We start from the raw sequence: 22,995 nt of genomic DNA, 5'->3' as shown, positions 1-22,995 counted from the left end.
GCGTTAGAAAGAAACGGAAAACCAAGCGTGGAGCACGTCATGGTGTTACTGTTATGAGAGAAAATACTAAATAAGTATGTATGGAACTAGAAGATATCTACCGGCAAGATCTCAGTTTGCTTATCGCATTACAGATCTTGGTTGAAGAGTGTAGTGTTACTCAAGCCGCTAAGCGCTTACATCTGAGCCAATCTGCCACCAGCAGAATTTTAGCTCGTCTGCGAGAAATGCTTAATGACCCTCTCTTTACCCGTGTAGGGCAAAAATTAGTAGCAACTCAATTCGCCCTCGATTGTTATTCACAGTTACAACAACCTACAGGGCAACTGATTGAGCTACTGACCCCCAAAGAATTTAGCCCAAGTGAATGTCAGCAAAAATTCACCATCGCCGCCACAGACTATGCGATGCAGGCACTCGTGCCGTTTATGTTACCGGAAATTTACAGTAAAGCGCCCAATATCAAACTTGAGGTCATACCGGTTCAGCATAAAGAACTGCAATCACAACTGAGCCTGCAAGGGGCTGATCTGGCTATCTGTCGCGCGATCAGTCAGACCCAGCAGCTGAGTCAACAAGTTCTCGGAAAAGTGGGAGTTAGCTGCTTATTATCACCCGAGCACCCATTGGCTGATTCGCCACTCACACTCGATGATTACTTGCATTACCCTCATGCGACAATCGCCATCAGTGACGGGGTAAAGTCTCTGGTTGATGCCGCTATTTCTTTGCATCCTGACCGTAATGAACTCTTGAGGACCTCTCATCTGGACTGCGCGCTTGCCTTGCTAAAATTTCATGATTTAATCATCACTTTGCCAGAAGGTATGGCTGAACTCGCAGCATCGAAGCACAGGCTCAGACTTAAGCCACTTCCCTTTCAGATCCCAGAATTAGACTACAACCTATTTTGGCACTCTAAATCTGAGTTGGATAAAGCCCACAAGTGGTTAAGGGAAGAGATAACGGCTTCAATTCGTCAACTACTTAAGCAATAACCCAGCTAAGTTCAACATCTAGTTTCAATAGCAAGACAATAAAAAGCCCTGCAAAAAACAGGGCTTAAATGACAAAGTTACGGAGCCGTAAAGTTAAATTTTAACTAGCACTCGGCCAGTGATCTGTCCTTTAACTATCTTATCGGCATAAGCCGCCACTTCATCGAGTTCAATTGTCTGAGCCGCTTGCTGAAAATAGCTGTCCGGTAATAGCTCAATGACTCGCTCCCAAGCTGCTTGGCGCTTATCCAAAGGACATGAAACCGAATCGATACCGAGTAGGCTTACACCACGTAAAATAAACGGCATCACTGTCGTTGGCAGTGCAAATCCCCCCGCTAAACCACAAATAGCCGCTGCGCCGCCGTAGTTCATTTGAGCCAAAGCCGTTGCCAACACTTTATTGCCTACAGTATCGACAATGCCTGCCCAACGCTGCTTGTCTAACGGTCTAGTATCTTGCTCGAGTTCACTACGATCTATGACTTCACTGGCTCCGAGTGAACGTAATAGCTCGCTGTTTTGCTCGACACGTCCAGAACTTGCCACAACCTTATAACCCAGTCTCGCAAGTAGAGACACTGCAACAGATCCCACTCCTCCACTCGCACCAGTCACTAAAACAACTCCTGACTCAGGTGTAACCTTGGCATCTTGTAGTGCTTGCACACATAACATGGCAGTTAAGCCCGCTGTGCCTATCATCATCGCCTTTTGGGCATTACAAGCTTGTGGCATAGGAACCAACCAGTCGGCTTTTACGCGTGCTTTCTCAGCCATGCCACCCCAATGATTTTCACCCACGCCCCAACCCGTTAAAATGACTTCATCACCTTTTTTATAACGTGGATCGGCTGACTCACTCACTACACCAGCAAAGTCGATACCCGGTACCATAGGGAAATTACGAATAATGCGCCCAATTCCCGTTACTGCAAGTCCATCTTTATAGTTCAACGATGAATACGCGACATCGACTAGCACTTCACCTTCAGGCAGATCAGACTCTTGGATCTGAGTGATACTTGCTAACATTTTTTTGTCTTCCTGAGTTAAAACCAGTGCTTTGAACATGATGAACTCCTCTAAAATGATGCTATCAGCATAATGCAAAACACATCATGCTTGAAATGCATATTTTGCATGTCATCTATGCAACGAGCTCATAATCTATGACTAGTTAGGAAATAAGCAAGAAGAGAGCTGTATTAATACTTCAGAGCTAATTTGGCCTAAAATGTCCTGAGTACTTTCATCGATACTAAGATCCGCAATATAAGGCAAAAGATCGGCAGATTGTGCCGTGATGACTTCATAAAATATCAATGCTGTTAAAAAACGCCCATTTTCACTTGCATGGTTTCCATCGTCAGCATACAAATTTAAGGCTAGGTTTCTTGAAATCACTTCATCCCAAACAGGTCCAATAGGTGCCACACAGCTTGACTCTTTCGCTGCGATACTTAGATGTAAGTCATACACTTCTTGCCCTTCATTACTGTTACCTTTTTGGGGGTGTTCTGGGTACAAGATAGGAGTCGCACTTATTCCTTTAGCGTACTGTATCCAACTAACCGCAGCATCTGTCGAATAATGATAGGAACCTGACTGCGAATATTTTTGTCCCTGAAGAATCACATGTGACCATTTTTTCGAATAGAGAGTATCCACTGCCACAGTACTTTTTATTGAATCATCCAAAAAACCTCCACCAGCATTAACTATCTCTACATTTTTATGCGGTAAGCCAATCTTTATCATGCGGGTTATAATGGAAGATAAACCCACTGTATGACTATTTCCATACATGAGTATTTTATAGTCATCCAATTCCTGATTATTAGGTAAATCTAAACCATTAACTATCCCTATTTCGGTTGTTACATTTTCCTCTAATATCTCAGCCACCTTGGGCTGAGTGCTATCACCACACGCGGTGATAAATAAGCAGTATAAGAGCATATACAGGGCTTTTATCATTACAGTCTCCATTTATATTATTGCCACTTGTTGACCCACAAATGGATAACAATTAGATGGGGACAACTTGATGCTTATCTTGCAAAAAAACAATAATCAAGACAAAATGAAATGATAATGAAAAAACTATGACGATAATAATCATATAGATAGGTATGGATGCTTTTTACTTTTGGTGAGTTACAAATCAATACTCAGGAGAGATCGATCACTCGGAACGGAGACGAAATTCAATTCGAACCTAGAGTTTTTGAGCTGCTTATTTATTTTTGTAACCACCCTGAAAAAGCCATATCTCGACAAGAGCTCATCGAGCACGTCTGGAATCAGCGTACTGTAAGCGATGCCGCTATCAATCGTGCCGTCAGTGAACTCAGAAAACTGATTGAAGATGAACCCAACAATCCAAAGTGGATACTTACCGTTAGTAAAGTCGGCTATAAGCTAAATGTAACTCCGACAAGCCTCTCCTCTTCAAAGTTAACCAAGCAGCCTGCTCAATCAACAAATCACAGTAGAAGCTTAACTCGTTATCAATGGGCGATACTCATATTGACGATGTGTCTTGTTATAATGGCCTTGTTGTACTTCGGCACAAAAACAAACTCAGAAAAAAAACTCAATATTAGTGAAATAATCCCTATCACAACAACAAAAGGCATCGCATTTAACCCTGCCCCTGTAACAATCGAAAACAACGTCGTATACCTTTATAAAGCTAATTCAAATGATTTTTCACAGATTTGGAAAAAGACGATAAATGATCAAGCATCGGCAATAACAGCTGATAACTATTATTATACTGATGTTGTTTATGGAAAAAAGAATCAACTATTTGCATCTCGTTTTAACAACTTGGTAGATAGAAAGTGTGAAATTGTCTCTATCAATTTAGTCGACCTTGAGATAACCCCTTTACTAGAGTGTGGCCAAAGAGCCATTGTGCAATTGGCATATAATAGCAATCAGCGCTCTTTATATTTTAACAATCGTGCATCAGTGAATTCTCCTTACTCGATTTATGCCTATCATGGCAACACAGGAAGGGTCCAGCAGATAACGTTAGCCACTCAAGGGCATAATGGACGAGGAGATTATCTACTCGCAATATCTCCAAATAAAACACGCTTGGCTATTGTCGAATACTCTCCCTCCAAAAATACAGTTATCAAAATACAGGATCTTCAAACACAAGAAATAGTCTTATCAATCACTATCGACCAAGCTCCAATAGCCATTTCGTGGCTCACAGATGACACCATCATCTCCACTAACCAAAATGGAGTTTACTCCCATAGCTTAACGTCTAACGCCACAGCAGCTATCGCTTTAGATAAAGACTTAGGCAGGATCACCAACGGATTTGAACCAAGTTCATTTTTGGTTGAAAAACAAAAAATCATTGCAAATATATACCGCAGAAGTCTTGTATCAACAGGTAAATTAACAGAGGCATTAACCCATGCCGATTCGGTTAGCCATACTGCGAAATTTGCCAACCTATCGCAATACTTTGCCTATATCTCAGATAAGAGTGGCACGCCAAATATCTACATTGGCTATGAAGGAAAGCAAGATATTGCCACTAATTTTCAACCAAAGATAACAAGCATCAATCACCTAGCTTGGTCTCCAGATGACAAATACTTAGCTGCGAGTATCAATGATTCCTTGTACATATATGAGCGAGCAGAGAATCAATGGCGAGCAGTAGCCCCTAAGTTTAATAAGGTTCATTTTGTTCATTATGCCAATAATCAACAGATACTTTTTAGTGCTGAAAAAGAGGGAAGCTGGCAAATATGGTCACTAACTCTAAACGATATGAAGGTGGAACAAGTATCCCATTCTGGAGGGTATAGCGTTCAAAGCGACAGAGCAGGCCTTAAGATTTTACTAACAAAATTCAACCATCCAGGTCTATATGAATTAAATTTACACACAATGAAAGAGGTCATTGTTCTTTCGGATTTTAAAATAACATCCTGGAATCGCTGGCAGCTTATAGGTGAACACCTCTATTTCATATCGGATAAGCAACTCATAAAATACAACTTAGCGACTAAGGAAACGCAAAGTATCGCAGAGTTTTCACAAAATCAGCCAGAACACTTCAGCATCTCATTTGATGAACAAGAACTCATCCAAACACAGATTGACGAAAGTAAAAGCAAAATTTGGCTATTGAAAATACATCAAGACTAAGCCAGCAAAACATTACTTATCAGTTCTGATTAAATGATGTTCCTGCCCCCAATATAAAGCAAACTCTTCCAGTGTCATCCCCGACTTATTGGTTAGTGCCACATCACATTTGTGAGTGTACAGGGTGCGGACAATACGAAACTCAGCCTTAATCATGGCTCCCATGATGGCGGTGTTGCCTCGCTTATCCTGAATGCAGGCATCGGCCCCTTTTTGCAATAACAGTTCAGTAGCTTCTTGCTGTCCCGCATAGGCTGCGACCATCAGGGCGGTGTAGCTCTTTTGGTTAGGGTGATCTATCGGAAATCCTCCATCGAGAAAGGCTGCCAATACTTCAATATCTCCCAATCTCGCGGCAGCAAAGAAATAACTTGTCAGCTCATCGACCTTGCTCTCATAGGCTGGTGCATTTTGTGCTTGGCTTTCATCAAGTACATTGGCTTTTACTGGGAAAGAATGACTCAGTCCCACGATGAAAAATGAAATTAAAATGAAGTAGAGTCTCATCTATCTTTCCTTACTAACTGTTGTATTTCTTAAAAAATGCCCGCAAGACGCACTCTCTAAACAGGGCAGAAAAGAGCTTAATATACGTCTTGCGGGACTTAATCGATAACAGCTTAATTCAAACTAGGTCATGGCTACATCTTGGCGCTTTGCTTCACATCACTAAGGTTACCGTCTACAGCTTTAGTTAGTCTTTGACCGAACTCTTTATCGGCGCGATAGAAATGACTTAGCATCTGTGTCTTCACGTTAATGTCACTGACCTTGCCTAAGTCACCAGCCAGGTTAGTGATCAAATCTGTTTTATCTTGCTTACTCAGGCTACGGTAAAGCACACCAGCTTGGGAGAAGTTATCCTGTTTAGTCATGGCCTTCTGCTGAACGTATCCAGTCAGCTGAGTGTTTACCGCCTTATACTGCTCATCTTCGGCTAAATCTAAGTGTGCACTCGGTTGATAATTGATATCGGAACGAGTATTACCGTAGTTTGCAGCGCCTTCCTGATTGTGATTTATCACCTTAGTCTTTGCTCTGTTGATAGGCAGCATGGAATGATTAGCCCCTAGACGATACATCTGGGTATCGGCATAAGAGAATATTCTCCCCTGAAGTAAGCGATCTTCCGATGGCTCGATTCCGGCAATCAAGTTTGCAGGTGAAAATGCAGCTTGTTCAGTTTCCAGAAAGAAATTATCCGGCATTCTATTTAGCGTCATGGTGCCCACCTTAGTCTCGGGGATATCCAGCCACATCTTAGTCGCATCTAACGGGTTGTAATCAAAGTCACCTAGCTGCTTTGGTGATAACACTTTCACATACAGATCCCACTTAGGAAAATTGCCTTGGCCTATCTCTCGATAGAGGTCATCTGTCATATGGTTAAAGTTTTTACCTTGTACTTCAGCAACTTCTTCAGGTCGCAAGCCTTTTACACCTTGCTGACTCTGCCAGTGAAATTTAACGTAATTGACTTTATTGTCTTCGGTTACCCATTTATAGGCATGAACGCCCCAGCCATCCATCTCACGATAGCTTTTCGGCGTGCCTAAATTGGTATAAACCCAGGTCAACATATGGGTCGAACCTGCTTCGTGGCTAAAGAAATCAAAGAAGCGGTTCGGATCTTGAATATTGGTCACTGGAGATGGCTTGAGTGAGTGAACCATATCCGGGAACTTGATTGCATCTCGAATGAAGAACACAGGCAGATTATTACCTACCAGATCCCAATTACCCTCATCAGTATAAAATTTTGTCGCAAAGCCTCGTGGATCTCTTAAGGTTTCAGGAGATCCTTTCGAATGAATAACTGAGGAGAAACGCACGAATACAGGTGTCACCTTGCCTTTTTGCGCAAAGGGAGTCGCACGAGTCAGTTCACTGAAATCACCACTGGCAACAAATTCGCCATGTGCTCCGGCGCCACGTGGATGTACCACACGCTCAGGAATACGTTCACGAGCAAATCGTTGCAGTTTTTGTATTAACTGAACATCCTGCAACAACACACTGCCATTACTACCAGCTGTAATTGAGTTTTGATTATCACCAACGGCTGCGCCGTTATCACGAGTGATAGTCTCGGCTTGTACGCTAAGCGTCAAACCCATAGATATAAATAAAAGGCTCTTGGAAACATGCATATCAGTTCCTCCATATGCATTATCTAAAGCTCTTTTCTGCCTGCAAACAGTATATTCGAAAAACGAATTAAAAGAAGAAATCTAAATCGATTAAGGTAATCAATAAACTCTATTAGCGATCACTTAACTCTTAATGCCTAATACTTTTAGCTTGCGATAAAGGGTATTGCGACTGACGCCCAAATGCTTAGCACATTGAGTCACATTCCCCTGAAACTGCGCATAGGAGGCAATGATATTGCTATTAACCACATTCTCTAATTCACGACCTTCTAGATCTGTATCGCATACGAGATCTACTGGTTCTTGAGCCAATGTTTGCTGTAAATGGTCTGGTAAGTGTTGCCAGCTAATCTCAGCCTCCCCTTCGGATAGTAAACATACCACCTGCATTAAGTTATCCAACTCACGTAAGTTTCCAGGCCATTGGTAGGCCAACAACTTCTCCAGAAGTGGCCTTGAGATGCACTGCTCTCTGACTCGATATTTTCTATGCAATTTATGAATAATCCGCTCAATATCACTACGCAACCTTAAGGGCGGCAGGGTCACTTGTAAGCCATTGAGCCGATAAAATAGATCCAGCCTAAACTGGCCATTATCGACCTGCTGTTGCAGATCAGTATGAGTTGCAGCAACAATCTGAATATCCACCTTATAAGAACGGTTACTGCCAACAGGAGTCACCTCTTTCTCCTGTAATACTCGCAACAGACGACTTTGCGTTGCCAGGGGCATCTCACCGATTTCATCCAAGAACAAAAAGCCACCATCAGCTTGACGAATTTTTCCTAGATAGCCATTTCGATTCGCCCCGGTAAAGGCACCCGCCTGATAACCGAACAATTCAGATTCAACTAAATCTGCAGGTAAGGCGGCGCAATTGACCGCTACTAGCGACTGGTTTCGACGCTGGCTTTGACTATGCAACTTAGTCACGAATTGCTCTTTCCCTACCCCTGTCTCACCCAATACCAGTAGCGGAATACATCTGCTCACCACCTTGTTTGCTTGCTGCCATGCACGCTCCAATTTAGGGTCTTTAAAGCGCACCGCGACTTGATGCCCCAATACCTGAGGTTTAGTTGGCTTAATCGCTTGGGTTTTTAAATGCAGTTCTCTATGTTGAGATATAGCATCATTTTCTGACCACTTGTTACCTATGTAGCGCCCAATATCCTCGCCTAAGCTTGGCGCATGCAGCAGTTTCTTCGCCATAGAATTGGTGCCCAAGATCTTACCTTCACTGTCTGCAATAACGATCCCCTGCCAACCTGAATGTATCAAGGAAGCCTCCTCGGCCAAGTCTATACGGTAGTGACTATGTGGCAGATGACAGAGTAGAGCAGTTTCAACTTGCTGTGCCAAACTAGATACTAAAAGTAAGGTCTGTTGAGTGTGTTTTTGCTGCTCAGTGGTTATATCGATAGCGGCTATCAATTCACCAGAAGGCGAGAAGATTGGGCTGGCAGTGCAGCTCATAAATCTATGTTGCTTGATAAAGTGCTGCTCACCTACCACAGAGATCGTTTGCTGTGCCGTTAGTGCTGTTCCAATGGCATTAGTGCCTTTGTGTTGCTCTTGCCAGTTGACACCAACATCTAAGGCAACGTTAGCTAATTTGTCCGAATACTGACTCACCCCCCAATGGCAAAGCACATAACCTTCGCTATCAGACAAGATCAATCGACTCTTGGTGTGCGACATAAGTTGACTAAAAAGAGGAAGTGCATGCTTTTGAACCAGCTCGATGAGCTGTTTATGATGGAAATGACGATCTTCCAACGCGCCGCGATCTAATCTCATCTCTTCAGGGTTGCTAGCCTCAGATAAACCCGCTCCCTGACTACGAAGCCAAGAATCAGATAACCAATGCTGCATATTTAATTGCTGAGTGCTGAGCTTTAGTGTCATAGCAGTGTTCCATTTTGGCACACTTACAGTGTGCTCTTATGTCACAGTGCGCAAGGCTTCCAGTGCAACGCCTCTCTGGTTTTCGCACATTAAGACATCAAAAATTAGTTTTTCATCATACTGTTACCTCACAAATATCACAACTCCTGCCAGCTTGGCCCGATGTTTGCGATATCCCTCTAGAAAGCTCACATAAGCAGAGAAAATCCTTTGCATTTTAAAACAACAAGATACACCACAAGTATCGGCTATCTATTTAGCAACAGCGATCTAACAAGACAAATTAAAGGACAAATAGCATGAACTACGCACAACCTGGAAGCGACGGCGCCAAGATAAATTTCAAAAACAAGTATGACAACTATATCGGCGGAGAATGGGTAGCCCCAGTCGGCGGCAAATACTTCCAAAATAGCTCACCGATTAATGGCAAGGTGTTCTGTCAGGTGGCTCGCTCAGACGAGAGAGATATCGAACTGGCACTCGATGCGGCACACGAGGCCAGAGAATCCTGGGGAAAAACCTCCGTCACAGAACGTTCTAACCTCTTACTAAAAATTGCCGACCGTATCGAACAAAATATCGAATACCTAGCCATCGCCGAAACGTGGGAAAATGGTAAGGCGGTACGTGAGACTCTCGCCGCCGATCTGCCCTTAGTTGTCGATCACTTTCGTTATTTTGCCGGTTGCATCCGCGCCCAGGAAGGCAGCGCCGCCGATATCGATGCCAATACCGTCAGCTATCATTTCCCGGAGCCATTAGGTGTCGTCGGTCAGATAATTCCATGGAACTTTCCCATGTTGATGGCGGCTTGGAAAGTCGCCCCAGCACTAGCAGCGGGTAATTGTATCGTCCTTAAACCTGCTGAGCAGACTCCGGTATCTATTCTGGTACTCATCGAGCTGATAAGCGATTTGCTGCCCGCGGGAACCCTCAATATCGTCAATGGTTTTGGCACCGAAGCTGGACAGGCTCTGGCCACCAGCAAACGTATTGCCAAACTGGCCTTCACCGGCTCGACAAATATTGGTCAACATATTCTCAAGTGTGCTGCAGAGTCACTGATCCCCTCGACGGTGGAACTAGGCGGTAAGTCCCCTAATGTATTCTTCGCCGATGTGATGGATCACGAAGATGAGTATCTAGACAAGGCCATCGAGGGCATGTTGCTCGCCTTCTTCAACCAAGGCGAAGTGTGTACCTGTCCATCGAGAGTACTTATCGATGAGTCTATCTATGACAAGTTTATCGCTAAGGTGATTGAGCGTGCTAAGACCATCAAGCAAGGTGATCCACTCGATACCGATACTCAAGTTGGCGCCCAAGCTTCTAAGGAACAGTTTGATAAAATTTTAAGTTACTTGGCAATAGGCAAGGAGGAAGGTGCTGAGCTGTTACTGGGCGGCAATATGTGCACGCTCGAAGGAGACCAGAGTAGTGGCTTCTATATCGAACCCACGATCCTCAAAGGCACTAACGATATGCGTATCTTTCAGGAGGAGATTTTTGGCCCGGTTATCTCAGTGACCACCTTTAAAGATGAAGCCGAAGCCTTGGCTATCGCCAATGATACCGAGTACGGCTTAGGCGCTGGAGTATGGACTCGCGATATGAACAAGGCGCAGCGCATGGGACGTGGCATTCAAGCCGGACGCGTGTGGATTAACTGTTATCACGCCTATCCAGCTCACGCGGCATTCGGTGGTTATAAGCGTTCGGGTATCGGACGTGAAACTCACAAGATGATGCTAGATCATTACCAAAATACCAAGAATTTATTGATAAGTTATGATGTTAATCCACTAGGATTTTTCTAACAATCGGTAAAAATTAAAAAGTAGCACATCCACAGCCATACCTTTCATGGGTATGGCTGTTTCGCTCACTACATCTAAGCAGTAAATCTAAGTGCTAAATCTAAGTACTAAACCTCATCACCAGGACAACTTCAAAGCAAACCAAGCAAACTGCGAATAGATAAACCAGTATTCACACTTGATTAAGTGTGAATGCCACCCACGGATTTACTCTTTGGAAATATTAACCTCACTGTTTTTCACTTTAGATAATAGTTAGTACGAGGTAGATTAATAACCATGTTTTATAAGTGGATATCACACCATGACCCTGCAGGAAAAACTGGCACTAATCGTTAGAGACTCAAGACTGTCTCCAAAGCAAAAATCGAATTATCTAGCATTAGAAGCCGATTCAAGTTTACCTTACCTCTCAATTTCTGAAGCCGTTACTCAGGCCAAGAGTACAGGTATCATCTGTGATATGTTTGAGGGTAATGCGCCATTCAAACCACGTTATGTTTTACCCGATTATGCTAAATTCTTGCAGCAAGGATCTGATTACCTTGAACTGCAAGCTGCTCAAGATCTCGATGAAGCACTCAACGCATTGACCATCATCTATCACCACGTTCCCTCGGTGACTAATATCCCCGTTTATCTGGGTCAGCTTGATGAGATTCTGATGCCTTTCGTTGATGGCCTAGATGAAGAGCTAATTTACCGAAAAATAAAACTCTTCTGGATCATGCTCGATCGTACGCTTCCCGACGCCTTTATGCATGTCAACATAGGGCCAAGCGACAATATCATCTGTCGAACGATTCTTAGGGTCGATGCCGAGCTAAAGCAGATAGCGCCAAACCTCACCTTTATGTACGATCCAGATATTACACCGGATGCGTTATTGCAGGTCGCCGCGAGTAACATCTGCGAATGCAGCAAGCCGCATATCGCCAACTATCCCATACACAAAAATGCTTATGACAAACAGGGATTCGGAATTGTAAGCTGTTATAACTCATTACCTTTAGCAGGTGGCGCCAATACTTTAGTCCGCCTTAATCTTAAAGAGGTCGCACTTAAAGCTGACAACATAGAGGGTTTCTTTAGCCAGACCTTGCCCCATTATTGCCAACTAACCTATGAACTGATCGAAGCACGTAGCAAATTTCTCCACCAAGAATCACACTTCTTCGACAGTTTTCTGGTCAAAGAGGGGTTAATTGAGGAGCAAAGGTTTGCACCTATGTTCGGCATTTACGGCATGGCAGAAGCGGTAAACATATTGCTGGGGAATCCAGAGTTATCAGAAGTGGCATCAGAGAAGCCGAGTAAGCATTACGGTCATAATAAGGTCGCCAATGACCTAGGCCATCGGATCTCTGCCGCGCTGGATAGCATAGTAAAATCTACTCCCGTCACCTATGGCTACCATGGGCGTGCTCTCCTGCATTCACAAGGAGGGATCAGCTTAGATATTGACGTGACTCCCGGTGTACGGATCCCTTATGGTACCGAACCCGATCCCATATCCCATATACGAGCGTTAGCCGCACATCACCAGTATTACACTTCCGGGATCAGCGATATTTTAACTATCGATGAGACAGTAAAGTCTAATCCCGAAGCCATGTACCAACTCTGTAAAGGGGCACTCAGCTTAGGTTTCCGTGAGTTTACCGCCAATGTAGCCTCTAACGATTTAGTTCGAGTCACAGGCTACATGATTAAATTATCCGATATAGCTAACTTCAAGCAGCAAGGCTCCCGTACCAATACCACAGGTTTAGGTGCTGAAGCGGCCGCTAATACCGGAATTTTAAATCGCAAACCAAGAGTCACGAGTCATGAGCAATCGCCTGTCTACGCTAAGTAAAACGGCGTCAGTCAATCAGATTATCAACTTCTCCTGTGTCGATGGGCCTGGAAGCCGGCTGGTTATTTTTTTGCAAGGCTGCAACTACAACTGCAAGAACTGCCACAATCCGCATACAATAGACAGGTGTGATAGTTGTGGTGATTGCATTGAACACTGTCCTACTCAAGCCCTGATCATGACATCAACGGGTGGTAAAAATACCATCCGCTGGAATAGCGACTTATGCTCAGAGTGTGACACCTGTTTAGCCGTATGCCCTCGGCAATCCAGCCCTAAGACTCGAAAATATAATGTCGATCAGCTGCTGGAAGTGATCCGCGAGCAGAATCCATTTATCTCGGGGATAACCGTTTCCGGCGGTGAAGCATCACTACAGCTTCATTTCGTTAGTGCCCTATTTCAGGCCATCAAGACCAGTGATGAGCTGCAGCACTTATCTTGCATGATCGATAGTAACGGCAGCCTAAGCGAACTCGGCTGGCAAAAGCTTCTCCCCTATATAGATGGCGCAATGATAGATCTAAAAGCCTGGCAACAGGAGACCCATAGGTACATCACGGGTCGTGATAACCACAAGGTATTTAGGTCTCTAAAACTACTAAGTCAGCACAATAAACTCTATGAAGTACGATTATTACAAATACCTGGCGTGACTGATTTTGAATCTGAAATTGATGCGCTGGCAAGCTTCTTAACTCAGCTTCCTTGTGAGACACGGATCAAGCTCAATGCATTTCAACACCACGGTGTAACGGGAGAAGCATTAACATGGCAAACCTGTTCAAAGGATAATATCGAAAGACTGGCAAGTCAGCTGACAGCGCGAGGCGTAAAACCGATAATTTTGCCCAAAGTTTATATTTAACTGCCGCTCATTACCCGACTACTTCCAGCTGACAATCATCTATGGCCATTCTTGTCACGCGTGTAAACAAAAACGTATTTACTTGTCAGCTCACAAGTTAGTAAGTACCTGTTGTCGGTTCATTTGGCTAGCTTGGTATTTGGGTGTCATCAGGCAAGCATGGCTTCGTTGATATTTATTGCTTGCAGCAGGCCAATATGTAGCTACTTCTGTGGGTCGCTGTAAAGCCACCCCTGGCCGCTCTGCGGTTTCATCCTTGGAAGCGAAGCGCCTCTTGATGACATGCTAAAATCTGTTGATACAGCCAACGATGCGCCGGATCATTCATACTCGGTCTATGCCAAACTAGGCTATACACCACCTCTCCATAACTAAAAGGCAAAGGCTTTATCTGTAAACCTTTCGCCTGAAAGGCCGTTTCGGCCCAACGACGAGAACAGGTAAACAACAACTCACTGTGGTGACACATCAAGGCTGCTGCACCGAAATCCGGTACAGAGATAGCCACTTTACGCTGCAACTCTTGTTGCGCTAGCTGCATTTCAAAAAATGGCGTATTGAGATCCTTATCAGTAATACCGATATGACCGTAACTCAAATAATCATCTAAGGTGAAAACCGGCGCTTTATTCGCTTTATTCAGTAAAGGGTGCGCCGGACTCATCAGACAAACCATCTCATCATTAATCAATGTCTCCCACACAAGATCGCTCTGAGTACTAGGTGGCTGGCTACGATCATGGGGTAAAATGATAAAGTCCAAGGTCCCTTTCGACAAGCCATCGAAACCGACACTGTCCTTCGACCAGATATCCAAACGAATATTAGGTGCCAGTGCCAACACATGTGCACTTAACTTAGCCGCCAGTAGCTCAAAGGTACTCTCTCGCATGGCTAACGAGAAGCGTCCCTGATAACGAGCGGGATCGAAGGCTTCTTGTGTCATGATCTGATTCATATCATTGATCATCTGATGCACACTTGGACCGAGGCGGCGTGCTAAAGGAGTCGCTACTAATTTATTCCCATGACGATAAAACAGCTCATCATTCAAGCTACTTCTCAGTTGTCCCAGAGTCTTACTGATTGAAGATGGACTTAAACAGAGCCTCTGTGCACTGGCGGTTACGCTGAGGGTATCTAGCATCACATGCAAGGTGATCAAATGCTTCATACTGATACGTGAGAGTTTTATTAAATCCATTACCTGTTCCATTTACCAAGTGCACACTAGCTATCAGCTGCTTGAGCTGAGTATACCGAAAAATGGGGTAATACCAATGCGCTGCGCCTGAATCTGGAACAAAACAAGCGCCGTTTTCTACCCAGCAATATTTCCCGTATAATCACAGATTATTACCTATTCAACTTCTTAGCAGGTCAGCATGTTTCATATCGCACTCTTTGAGCCAGAAATCGCACCCAATACAGGTAACATCATCCGTCTTTGTGCCAACAATGGCTGTCAGTTACACCTGATAGAGCCTCTGGGCTTCGATCTGGAAGAGAAGAAACTTCGTCGTGCTGGGCTAGATTACAGTGACCTAACCCGGGTAACCCGCCATAAAGATTTTGAAAGTTTTTTGGAGGCAATGGCTGGAAAACGCATCATGGCATGTACCACCAAGGGCAGCAGACCCCATACTGAGCTCGCTTATGAGAAAGACGACGTACTGCTGTTCGGACCTGAGACTCGCGGATTACCGATAGAGATCATCGAATCACTTCCCACGACACAGCGTCTAAAAATCCCGATGATGGCTAATAGCCGCAGCCTCAACCTGTCAAATGCAGTGGCTATCATCAGTTATGAGGCATGGAGACAAGTGGGTTTCGAAGGGGCGTTATAAGCAGATCCTAGTTCCTAGATTCTAGATCCTAGGAGCTTTATGCAGGGAAATAGGCATCATCTCGATGCCGCGATAAAAGAGATATCTATCAGTGTCATCGTCAAGATATTGCACATTCTGCAGCCATAGCCAGCCGGGGGCTTTACGTTCAAATCTGAGTTGAATTAGCGCGGGACGCTTATTTAGTTCTCCCTCGCCCAGCAAGGTATAATTGCCATATTGACGATACAAGCTAAAGCTTTGATATTTGTCCTCGGTGACGCCATCAAAATAGGTGAGAAAAGTCGACTCACCTCTATGCCTGAACCACCAAGTTTCACTAAATTTATGGTTAGCATTGCGACTTACAGAGATAAGTAATTGGCGTTGGTCATGAGAACAGATCGACTGTACTGAGACCTGAACTGGCAGCTGCTTTAACTTAGCAGCACTCCCTTGCCAATCACCAGCCATGGCCACACAGAATTCACTAAACTTCACCTTTTCAGCCCAAGATAAGCAAGGAAAAAGCAGTACAAGCAATAAACCTAGTCTAAAACAACTCGATATCATCTTCTGGTGTGGTTTGATGTTGATCCTTATAAAGCTTTAACGCTTCATGTACCGGGACTCCTTGTAGAACAAGATCAAACATTTTCTTCTCACAATCAAGTGAATAACTTGCTTCTATCTCCTCCTGAAGTTTATCCCAAGCATCTGGCGAGATCCGCTCCTTTTGGTTACTAAGCACTTCTTCCATCAATGCTAACCCCATTATCACGTGCTGTAGACGTTGAGAAACACGATCATAGAACTGGAATGCTACCACTCCTTCATTAACGGCAGAGGCAAGGTTTTCACCATGGGATAACACTTCGCTGGGGGTATCTTTGAGTTGGATCAGATAATTATTCATCCCCTCTAAATGCTTAGCCATATCGGTAAACAACTCACCCAGTGATGTGACATTTTGCTCACCATCAGTTAATGACAGTTCAATCTGTGCCATCGCGAGTAAGAGAATTTTGATACTTTCTTGAATATGACACCAATCGACTTCAGTATCAGTTTGTTGGATCGCCATTGCTTGACTGCTGAGCTGGGCATTATTCATCTATTTCAGCCCTCCTTGTCATTCTATTCCTAGCAACAAGTGTAGAACAGCAAAAGCAAAAGGAAAGCTCGATGTATAAGCAAGGCAAGTAAATGCTAAAATCTGGGTCGGTATACTTAAAATAAAAAAGGCTATAAAGCCAAATAGCTTTATAGCCTTCGATCACTCGAAGTTGGAGTCGAGCTAACTAGCCTCCAAAGCCAACTGCTTTTATATCTAAGGTTTTCACCTCACCATACTCAGCCGCTATAGGTGCAATTTTTTCAGCGTTACCAATCAAGACCAATTGAAGATTTTCTTGAGGAAAATACTTGCCGATGAGTCTCTGAGTCTCTGCTAAAGTGAGTCCATCAACTTTAGCTTGAAACTCATTGATAAACCCATCATCGAACTGATAAAGATACATATCAGATAACAAACCTGCTAACTGACCACTGGTTTCAAACTTAGGTGGAAATTGGCCTTTCACATAGGCTTTGGCCGAATCTAAGGTCTGTTGATCTATGCCTTGCTCCCACAACCTTGCATAAGTTTTCAATGCCAGATCGATAGTCTCTTTGGTCGTCGCCGTTTTAGTGAAGGTACTAATCCTAAAGACACCACCTTCTGAATAGCGAATAAAGCCAGATCTTGCGCCATAAGTAAGGCCAGCATTGACTCTCAACTCATCATTGAGCCAAGAGGTAAAGCGACCACCTAAGATAGTATTAACGACATTCAAACCCACATAATCTGGATTATCACGCGAGACTCCTTTGCCACCGATTAAAAACGTTGTTTCTATGGCATCGCTCTTATCAACTAATAACACCTTAGGAGCTGTTAACTCAGGCTGTTGCGCCTTAAGCGAGGGGGCTACTATAGCTTCACCATTTTGCCATTGGCCAAACAAGTTACTGAGTTTTACTTTCATCTGTTTAATATCAAAGTCACCGACCACACTGATTGCCGTGTTGCCTGGCTGATAAAAACTTTGATGAAAAGCTCTTATTTGCGAAATATTCAGCTCGGCTAAAGAAGCGCTGGTCCCCGATGACGCATTGCCATACGGATGATCCGCAAAGATAAGTTTATCGAAGTAACGACTTATCACAGAACGCGGGCTTTCCTTTGACTGAGATAGCCCTGCAATCTGACGTTGGCGAAGCTTATCAAATTCATCACCATCGAAGTTTGGCGATAACAGCAGACCCTTGATAAGAGCTAGCATTTTATCGCTGTCTTTAGCCATAAAGTCAGCACCTAAGTAACTTCCCTCTTTACCTGCATCGGCATAAATAGAAGCTCCCAGAAAATCAACCATCAGCTCTATTTCAGCTTTAGATTTTCCATCGGCGCCGAGTAACAGACTCTGCGCAGTCATTCCAGCGACACCAGAAGTTGTATCATTGACTGCACCGGCCCGCACAATGGCACTCACAGTCACCAGAGGAACTTCTCTTTGGGGCATTAAATAAATGGTTAGCCCATTATCTAGTACCAACTGCTCATAGGCTGGCATTGTAAAGCTAGCGGTATCGACATTTGAATTTATTGATGTGGATGTGGACGTAGATGCACAGGCTGATAACGCTAAAACACTGCCCAGTGTGATTGCTGCTATCAACGTATTAGAACGCTTTGTAAGATGAGTTAATGTTTTCATTCATCTGTCTCCTCTGTTGCAGCCAGCACCGCAACACTACGGTTTGCTCGTCGTAAGTAAGTTTGAGCCACACGCTGAAGATCTTCCGGAGTGACTTTGTTGTATGCTTCAGGCGCATTAAAAAGTTTCTCGAAACTACCAAAATAAAGCTCGTAAGTACCAACTGTGTTTGCCTTACCATTTATCGTTTCCATCGAGCGATAAAAATCCATTAGTTTAATATTCTTAGCTTTCTCAAGTTCATTTTTCGCCACTCCCTCATGGGCGATGCTATTAATCTCCGCAATCATGCCTTTCTCTAATTCGAGTGCAGTGATCCCGGGATTGGCGACCCCCATCACATAGAAAAGGTTAGGGTCGATTGTCATCGGCAGATAAGTCTCCACCTCTATGGCAACTTGCTTCTCCACTAACGACTGATACAAACGCGAACTGTTACCCTGACTCAGTACAGTAGACAGCAGATCCAACGCATAGTAGTCAGCATGAGACGTTGCTGGAACATGGTATGCAAGCATGACATTGGGTGTGCTTACCGATGCTTTTTGAATGTGAGTGCGACGCTCACCTTTTTGTAGCGGCTCAACGGTTTTTACTTCCCTTGGTGGGGCTTGGGCAGGGATTGGAGCGAAATATTTATTGGCTAATGCTTTAACTTCGTTAAGTTTTACATCTCCAGCAATGACGACCACTGCATTGTTTGGCGCATAATAGGTCTTATGATACTCAACCAGATCATCTATGGTCCAAGCGGCAATATCTGACTCATGACCAATCACCGACCAGCTATATGGATGTGCCCTGAAGGCAATACCTTTTAACTCTTCTTGTAGAGTGCGCCAGTTAGAGTTCTCCAAGCCAGTAGTTCGCTCAGAGGCTACAACACCACGCTCACTCTCCACCATGTTGGCATCGATATCTAAATGAGCAATACGATCTGCTTCGAGATCAAAGATGGTTTCTAACGCATTTGCAGGAAACCAGTCTGTATAAACGGTTAAGTTTTCTGTGGTATAGGCGTTGTTTGCCCCACCAGCGGCCTCCATAGTACGGTCGAACATCTTAGGACCATATTTTTTAGCCCCATTAAACATCATATGTTCGAAGAAATGAGAGATACCAGTGATGCCAGGAACCTCATTACGAGAGCCGACTTTCCAAAATAGATACATGTTGGCATTTGGAATCGATGAATCTTCCAACACCATAATTTTCATACCGTTATCTAGAGTAAAACTCTTGATATCTTCAGCTTGGGTCGCCTGCACTGCAGCTGAGGCAAAGGCCCCTAACATCAGCACTATCCCTAAAATATTGCGAATCATTTTCGCTCCCTCTATTTGAGCAGACTTAATTTATGAAGTAATACCAATCGGTATAATGGTTAAGAATCGATCTCGTTCTTAAAGTGTATAACCACACTTAAGAGATAAAATCAGTGCCACTATAAGATGGTAAAACAGGAATAAAATCAAGTGATGGCAGCAAGTAAAGGTTAAACAGTTGTAACTAATTGAAAATAAAATAGACAGACCATTTTTTTTACAACTGCTATGGTTTAGGTAGAAAAAGGGAGAGTAATACGTGCCTCAATCACAAGCTTACGAATTTTCTTATCTTGATAATATTGCCTGTAATACCGAGGTCAATATCCAAATTCTCACTCCAACTCAACCAATAAGGCTGAGAACCAGGCTGATCGGAGTCGATCCTCAGGTGGCGATTATTCTGGCCCTTGGTTCGGACAAAAATTGGCAACAGGCCAGTGACTTTATTGCTCAATCACAAGGAGTCATTATTCGAATAGTTAAAAGTGATGAGCCAGATGCGAATGTCATAGCTTTTAGAACTTGCATTCAAAAACTCGTCAATAGTTCGGGTCGCTGGCTTCTTATAGATTACCCAAAAGAGATACAGAAGGTAGCACTAAGGCAACATTCTAGGATCCCAATTAATGTTGAATCTTCACTCAAACCTACATCGGATCAAGTTGGAGAATCTAATGAAGTAGCGGCTCTAGCACATGGATACTTGAGCGATATATCAATAAAAGGAGGTGCCTTTGTATGCAAAAAAATAAACACGATAAAGAAAGAGCACTCCTACTTACTCCAAGTTAAAATCATGCCAGAAATGGAAACCTTATTTATGCCAATCACAGTCAAAAACATACTCAGCATAGAGCATGACAAACAGCATACTCAGTATGGCTTTGTCTTAGATAGCGTCCAACGTGAAGCAGAAATATTCGTACAAAAAGTTATTCTCAATCACCTTTTACAGCAATCTGACACTGACTAACTCGATAATTTTTAGCCCGGTTTAGGTATTTTTCGCTCTTGTGTTGCAGCTTCTTTGGCTTCTCTTAGATACTTGTTCTCTCGGGACTCTCGTTCATTAAACTGTTTTTGCGCTTTATCTTTCTGCTCTGCTTCCCAATCATTGGGCAACATTTTTTTATAAATCTTTGTTTCGCGAGCCTGAGTTTTTGCAGCGGCTTCACTGGCTTTTTGTAGCTGCTCTTGCTCTATCTGCCTAGACTCCTCTCTTGCTACATCCGCTTTTTCAGACAAGCTTTGCTTATCTGATGCAGCAGCAAGTGTTGAGACACATAGGCAGATCCCGGCTACGAGCCAAGATTTACTACTAAGACGGTTAATTTTGAACGGCATTTACTCCTCCTTGATCGCGCATAAACTCGGTATATCAGTACTGTCACTCTTATCATGAGCTTGATAACTTTCATGCCAAAAGGCAACAAATTCGACAGCAGATAAAGGTTTTGCAAATAAAAAACCTTGTTGAAAACGAACACCTTTGTCTAGTAAGGTTTTTGATTGAGAGCTAGCTTCTACTCCTTCGGCAATAATTTGCATACCCAAAGTAAGTGCCATCTGAATGTTGGCATCTAGCACCTGAGTTCTATCTGGTGAGATAATCAAGGTATCGACAAAAAGCTTATCAATCTTCATTACATCGATATTTAGCTCTTGCAGATAAGAGGCGCCGCCGTAACCAGTGCCTGCATCATCTAATTCAATACAAACCCCTAATGCTTTCATTTTATCTACATTAATTCTAGCTTGACGAAGATTTTTAAGCGGATATCTTTCAGTTATCTCTATCGCTAACTGATGACAAGGAAAACCTTGCTCAGCAAGCAAAATCAATTGATCAGAAAAGTCAGCTGACTCAAGGTGCTGCGGGACAAGATTAATGCTACAGCGGAAGTTAGGTGACTCCTTGAGTACATCCACTAAATCGACTGGAATATTTCTAAGCAGTTGCAGCGTTAACTCATTAATCAGTTCGCTTTCTTCCAAAATTTGGATAAAACGCCCGGGAGGCTCTATGGTTCCGTCGGGTTTGAACCAGCGAACTAAGGCCTCCGCACCAACGATATAACCAGTCTGAGCATCGATAATAGGTTGATAGTATGCGACCAACTCACCTTTTTTTATTGCGACTTTCAATCGATAGCTCAAAGAGTTATGCAGTACTTTGAGTAGATTAACGATATATAAACACAGTAAGGAAAATACTACTGATATAGGTGCAGTGAAAATTAACGAACTTAACATCACTTCCCTTACCCGATTTATTCCTACTACTGCATCAATATAAAGTGGGAACTTCGTACTTATGGCTCTAATACCGGTCAGTACACCGCTTTTAATCCCACCCAATTCAAAAATTAAGTCATCGTTCGCCAGCCTGACCTCAACATGTCTGCAATCAGTGCATTGATCTTCAAAAAATGAGTAGCTGTCTTCCAGTGCGATCCGTACGGCATTGATTCTATCTGTGGATTCTAAGGAGAGAAATAAATCTCTCTTCTCAATCCCCTGCCAATCATATCCCATTACAGATATCGCTCTTCTTTTACCTTCATCCAGATACATCAAGTTTTTAAAATTACGATCTCTCTGTGACACCTTTATATTTCCAACCACAGAGCAATAGGTCCAGGGGCTAGAGCTTTTATGCCGAATAAGAAATAAACCCGCGCCAAGATGATCGAAAAGAAATTCTTCGAGCGTTTCTTGCCCCAGATAATCACAGGAAGAGAAGTAAATTTGGTTAAGCTTTTCTAGGCTATTGCCTGCAACCCACAATTTATGTTCGACATAATTGAGCAATTGCTTAGAGTCGGATTCAACTTCACTAAAAACTTTCCAAAATGCATACAGGTAGGATATAACAGCTAAAATGATAATCATGAATGTAGAGTAAAGTCCAAAAGAAGATAGCGATTTAAACTTCATTTTGATAATGGCCTTCTAACGCTGCATAGCTCATTAGGATTGCAAGGTTCACTGAGCTCTCTCCCAAGAACAAAGTACAAGTTAACCTATATATTACCCTCTGATTTATCAAAAAGAGCATAAAAATCATCTAAATATAGATATATATTACAAAAGAGCAATTTCAGTTTTGAGAGAAGTAAAAAAGGGTAGTGAAAAGTGTTCTTACTCAAGAGAATGTAACAAAGAGTAAAAGCTGCGTCGATTTAGGCAAACAAATGCCTCACATACTGCCTCCCTGCATGGACAGTATACCGACGCAGCTTTCACACCACCTGCAATACAGATGATTCAAGTACATTAGACCCCA

19 protein-coding genes are annotated in these 22,995 nt (G+C 43.3%); 7 read left to right on the top strand and 12 right to left on the bottom strand.

The window, feature by feature from the left end:
* Window positions 1–80: 80 nt before the first annotated feature.
* Complete coding sequence (locus FM038_RS01435; RefSeq protein WP_142872999.1) at window positions 81–998, top strand: LysR family transcriptional regulator; 918 nt, start codon at window positions 81–83, stop codon at window positions 996–998.
* Between the two features lie 93 nt (window positions 999–1,091).
* Here the strand turns inward: FM038_RS01435 and acuI are convergent, their stop codons facing one another.
* Both acuI and FM038_RS01425 read right to left on the bottom strand, forming a co-directional pair.
* Window positions 1,092–2,072, bottom strand: a complete 981-nt coding sequence (acuI, locus tag FM038_RS01430) for an acrylyl-CoA reductase (NADPH) (protein ID WP_195873187.1) — start codon at window positions 2,070–2,072, stop codon at window positions 1,092–1,094.
* Between the two features lie 102 nt (window positions 2,073–2,174).
* A complete protein-coding gene (locus FM038_RS01425; protein ID WP_142873000.1) occupies window positions 2,175–2,978 on the bottom strand; it encodes a hypothetical protein in 804 nt (267 codons plus the stop codon).
* A 159-nt stretch (window positions 2,979–3,137) separates the two neighbouring features.
* Between FM038_RS01425 and FM038_RS01420 the strand changes: the two genes are divergently transcribed.
* Window positions 3,138–5,183, top strand: a complete 2,046-nt coding sequence (locus FM038_RS01420) for a winged helix-turn-helix domain-containing protein (protein WP_142873001.1) — start codon at window positions 3,138–3,140, stop codon at window positions 5,181–5,183.
* Window positions 5,184–5,195: 12 nt separating this feature from the next.
* On the opposite strand, the gene FM038_RS01415 is transcribed toward FM038_RS01420, so the two are convergent.
* The 3 genes from FM038_RS01415 to FM038_RS01405 all read right to left on the bottom strand — a co-directional run bounded on the left by FM038_RS01415 (window position 5,196) and on the right by FM038_RS01405 (window position 9,247).
* Entirely contained in the window at window positions 5,196–5,690 is a 495-nt protein-coding gene (locus FM038_RS01415; RefSeq protein WP_142873002.1) for an ankyrin repeat domain-containing protein, read from the bottom strand.
* A gap of 134 nt (window positions 5,691–5,824) precedes the next feature.
* Window positions 5,825–7,333, bottom strand: a complete 1,509-nt coding sequence (katE1, locus tag FM038_RS01410; protein WP_142873003.1) for a catalase KatE1 — start codon at window positions 7,331–7,333, stop codon at window positions 5,825–5,827.
* A gap of 123 nt (window positions 7,334–7,456) precedes the next feature.
* A complete protein-coding gene (locus FM038_RS01405) occupies window positions 7,457–9,247 on the bottom strand; it encodes a sigma-54-dependent Fis family transcriptional regulator (protein WP_142873004.1) in 1,791 nt (596 codons plus the stop codon).
* Window positions 9,248–9,546: 299 nt separating this feature from the next.
* Between FM038_RS01405 and exaC the strand changes: the two genes are divergently transcribed.
* The 3 genes from exaC (at window position 9,547) to FM038_RS01390 (ending at window position 13,793) form a co-directional block, all read left to right on the top strand.
* Window positions 9,547–11,067 (top strand): acetaldehyde dehydrogenase ExaC, encoded by a 1,521-nt coding sequence (exaC, locus tag FM038_RS01400; RefSeq protein WP_142873005.1) that lies wholly within the window; start codon window positions 9,547–9,549, stop codon window positions 11,065–11,067.
* Between the two features lie 304 nt (window positions 11,068–11,371).
* Window positions 11,372–12,925, top strand: coding sequence for a YjjI family glycine radical enzyme (locus tag FM038_RS01395; protein ID WP_142873006.1), 1,554 nt, complete (start codon window positions 11,372–11,374; stop codon window positions 12,923–12,925).
* Window positions 12,897–13,793: a YjjW family glycine radical enzyme activase gene (locus tag FM038_RS01390; protein WP_142873007.1), complete on the top strand. Its 897-nt coding sequence runs from the start codon at window positions 12,897–12,899 to the stop codon at window positions 13,791–13,793. The genes FM038_RS01395 and FM038_RS01390 overlap by 29 nt, the downstream gene beginning before the upstream one ends.
* 250 nt (window positions 13,794–14,043) lie before the next feature.
* On the opposite strand, the gene FM038_RS01385 is transcribed toward FM038_RS01390, so the two are convergent.
* Window positions 14,044–14,997 carry a LysR family transcriptional regulator gene (locus FM038_RS01385; protein WP_142873008.1) on the bottom strand — a complete coding sequence of 318 codons (954 nt, stop codon included), beginning with the start codon at window positions 14,995–14,997 and terminating at the stop codon, window positions 14,044–14,046.
* 181 nt (window positions 14,998–15,178) lie between these two features.
* Here FM038_RS01385 and trmL point away from each other — a divergent pair, with 181 nt between their 5' ends.
* Complete coding sequence (trmL, locus tag FM038_RS01380; protein ID WP_142873009.1) at window positions 15,179–15,643, top strand: tRNA (uridine(34)/cytosine(34)/5-carboxymethylaminomethyluridine(34)-2'-O)-methyltransferase TrmL; 465 nt, start codon at window positions 15,179–15,181, stop codon at window positions 15,641–15,643.
* A 21-nt stretch (window positions 15,644–15,664) separates the two neighbouring features.
* Here trmL and FM038_RS01375 read toward each other — a convergent pair whose 3' ends face one another.
* The 4 genes from FM038_RS01375 to FM038_RS01360 all read right to left on the bottom strand — a co-directional run bounded on the left by FM038_RS01375 (window position 15,665) and on the right by FM038_RS01360 (window position 19,706).
* Complete coding sequence (locus FM038_RS01375; RefSeq protein WP_142873010.1) at window positions 15,665–16,195, bottom strand: hypothetical protein; 531 nt, start codon at window positions 16,193–16,195, stop codon at window positions 15,665–15,667.
* Window positions 16,176–16,736: a hypothetical protein gene (locus tag FM038_RS01370; RefSeq protein ID WP_142873011.1), complete on the bottom strand. Its 561-nt coding sequence runs from the start codon at window positions 16,734–16,736 to the stop codon at window positions 16,176–16,178. Before FM038_RS01370 ends, FM038_RS01375 begins: the two co-directional genes overlap by 20 nt.
* Before the next feature lie 187 nt (window positions 16,737–16,923).
* Complete coding sequence (locus tag FM038_RS01365; protein WP_142873012.1) at window positions 16,924–18,381, bottom strand: M16 family metallopeptidase; 1,458 nt, start codon at window positions 18,379–18,381, stop codon at window positions 16,924–16,926.
* Entirely contained in the window at window positions 18,378–19,706 is a 1,329-nt protein-coding gene (locus FM038_RS01360) for a M16 family metallopeptidase (RefSeq protein WP_142873013.1), read from the bottom strand. Before FM038_RS01360 ends, FM038_RS01365 begins: the two co-directional genes overlap by 4 nt.
* 259 nt (window positions 19,707–19,965) lie before the next feature.
* On the opposite strand from FM038_RS01360, the gene FM038_RS01355 reads away from it, so the two are divergent.
* On the top strand, window positions 19,966–20,682 hold the full coding sequence (locus FM038_RS01355; protein WP_142873014.1) for a flagellar brake protein: 717 nt from the start codon (window positions 19,966–19,968) through the stop codon (window positions 20,680–20,682).
* Window positions 20,683–20,693: 11 nt separating this feature from the next.
* Here the strand turns inward: FM038_RS01355 and FM038_RS01350 are convergent, their stop codons facing one another.
* The gene (locus FM038_RS01350; RefSeq protein WP_142873015.1) at window positions 20,694–21,053 is read right to left on the bottom strand and encodes a hypothetical protein; all 360 of its coding nucleotides are present in this window, start codon (window positions 21,051–21,053) and stop codon (window positions 20,694–20,696) included.
* Complete coding sequence (locus FM038_RS01345; protein ID WP_142873016.1) at window positions 21,054–22,646, bottom strand: EAL domain-containing protein; 1,593 nt, start codon at window positions 22,644–22,646, stop codon at window positions 21,054–21,056.
* Window positions 22,647–22,995: the final 349 nt, after the last annotated feature.

It is taken from the genome of Shewanella eurypsychrophilus, from assembly GCF_007004545.3.
Lineage (GTDB): Bacteria > Pseudomonadota > Gammaproteobacteria > Enterobacterales > Shewanellaceae > Shewanella > Shewanella eurypsychrophilus.
Note: the sequence above shows the minus strand (reverse complement) of the source record. Positions and strands in the feature narration are given on the sequence as shown.